Source organism: Sutterella parvirubra YIT 11816, assembly GCF_000250875.1.
GTDB lineage: Bacteria > Pseudomonadota > Gammaproteobacteria > Burkholderiales > Burkholderiaceae_F > Sutterella > Sutterella parvirubra.
Genome location: NZ_JH604934.1, coordinates 1 through 2,022 on the forward strand (window position 1 = coordinate 1; position 2,022 = coordinate 2,022).

Genomic DNA, 2,022 nt, shown 5'->3' on the forward strand with positions numbered 1-2,022 from the left:
ATCTCCTGGGGCGAGACCGTCATGAACTGGGTGCGCGTGTGGGTCGGAAACGGCTTGGGGGCGGTGGCGCTGGCACTCGTCGTTTGGCTCTCGCACGCCGCCGAAACCGGCACCGCGGGCGTGGGCTTGATGACGATCGCCGCCGGGAAGATGAACGCCCCCTGGTGGACGGTCTTCTGGAAGGGCGTGCTCTGCAACCTGCTCGTTTGCTTGGGCGTCTGGATGGCCTACGCGGGCCGCAGCGTCGCCGACCGCTGCGTGGGCGTGCTCCTTCCGGTCGCGGCCTTCGTCGCGCTCGGCTTCGAGCACTGCGTCGCGAACCTCTTCTTCCTTCCCATGGCGCTTTTGCTCAAGGCCTCGGGCTTCGCGCCCGAAGGCGTCAACCTGGAGGCCATTCAGTTCTCGGCCCTTTGGGTGAACCTCTCCGCCGCCACGCTCGGGAACACGGTGGCGGGCGCGGGGTTGGCGCTTCTCTACCGTCAGGCATACGGCAAGAGGGCGGCGAAGTAGGCGAAGTAGGCGAAGCCTGCGAAGCGGGGCGCAGACCCTCGTCTTTCGAATCCATTCAGACATCGGCCCGGACGGCGACGTTCGGGCCGATGTCTTCTCCGCGCCTGCATCAGGACTTTTCGGCCGCATTTTCTTCCGACGGTCCGGAAGATTCCCCGGGTCTTTGACGCGGGTGAAGGCGTCGGCCAACGGAACGCGGCACAATGTCGCCTTCCCACTCACCCCCCCCGACGTCCAAGGAGACCGCATCCGATGCGCGCAACGAATCCCGGCATGGTGCCCGACAGCCCGTTCCTGAAGCCGCTCACCGACGAGCAGCTCGCGTTCTTTGAAACCTTCCCCAAGGCGGAGCTTCACTGCCACCTTCTGGGCACGATCTCGAAGGAAACGTTCCTCGACCTCGTGCGCGAATCGGGCGCGCCGGTGACGGAAGAGGAAGTGAACGAGTTCTACACCCGCGGCGAGAAGCCCGTGGGGGTGCTGCGCATCTTCCGCGCGCTCGAAGCCCACATCCTCAAGGACCCGGTGATGCTGACGCGCATCACGATCGAGCACTGCGAACGCGCGCGCTCCCACGGCGTTCTCTACACGGAACTCTTCTGGAACTGGACGGGTCTGAAGCACTTCTACGGTTTTGAAGCCGGTCAGGCCGCGATCATCGAGGGTCTCAAGATTGCCGAAGAACGCTTCGGCATCAAGGGCCGCCTCATTCCCGCGATCGACCGCGAAGCGCCCCCTGAGGACGCCGTCGAACTCGTGGAAGAAATGATCGCGCACCGCGCCCCCGAGACGATCGGTCTCGGGATCGACTACCGCGAAACGCTCCACGAACCGGAAAACTTCTGGAAGGCCTTCAGGTTGGCGAAGGAAGCCGGCTTCGGGATCACGATCCACGCGGGCGAGTTCGGCGAACACTTCCGGAACGTCGAAACCGCGGTGGAACTCTGCGGCGCCGACCGCATCGACCACGGCTACACGATCACGGATGCGCCCGAACTCATGGCCGAGTATGCGAAGCGCGGGATCATCTTCTCCGTGGTGCCCACCAACTCCTACTACCTGCGCACCTTCACGGACGAAGAGTGGGCGGAACGTCACCCGACCCGCGCGATGGCGAAGGCGGGTCTTCGCATCTATCCGAATTCGGACGACCCGACGATGCACCACGTCACGGTCGCGGAATCCTGGCGCCTCATGTACCAGTTCCTCGACTTCTCGATCGCGGACCTGCGCGCGATGATCGAAGCCTCGATCGACGCCGCCTGGACGACGGAGGAAGAGAAGGCCGCCTGGCGCGCCGCCTGGCTTCCCGAATTCGACCGTCAGGCGAAGGCCTGCGGCCTCGCGTAAGGCTTCAGGCCTGCGGCATTCGACGCCCGTACGGGCTGTTCCTCGAAGGAACGGCGCCGGCGGGCGTTTTCCTTGGCGGGGAACGATGGGGCGGGAAGTGGTTGCTCCCGTGCGAAAACGCGCCGGAAGCTCTTGAAAACCCAAGAGAAACCCCGAAAACAG

General features: G+C 64.7%; 2 protein-coding genes. Both read left to right on the forward strand.

Annotation, left to right across the window (positions count from 1 at the left end; all coding sequences use genetic code 11):
- A partial coding sequence (locus HMPREF9440_RS03900) for a formate/nitrite transporter family protein (protein WP_008541710.1) occupies positions 1-510 on the forward strand: 510 nt, incomplete at its 5' end.
- Positions 511-762: 252 nt separating this feature from the next.
- Positions 763-1,860: an adenosine deaminase family protein gene (locus tag HMPREF9440_RS03905; protein ID WP_040763500.1), complete on the forward strand. Its 1,098-nt coding sequence runs from the start codon at positions 763-765 to the stop codon at positions 1,858-1,860.
- Positions 1,861-2,022 lie beyond the last annotated feature (162 nt).

Excerpts from the sequence above, each read along its gene's own strand:
- HMPREF9440_RS03905 (WP_040763500.1), top strand. The coding sequence starts at position 763 with ATGCGCGCAACGAATCCCGGCATGGTGCCCGACAGCCCGTTCCTGAAG.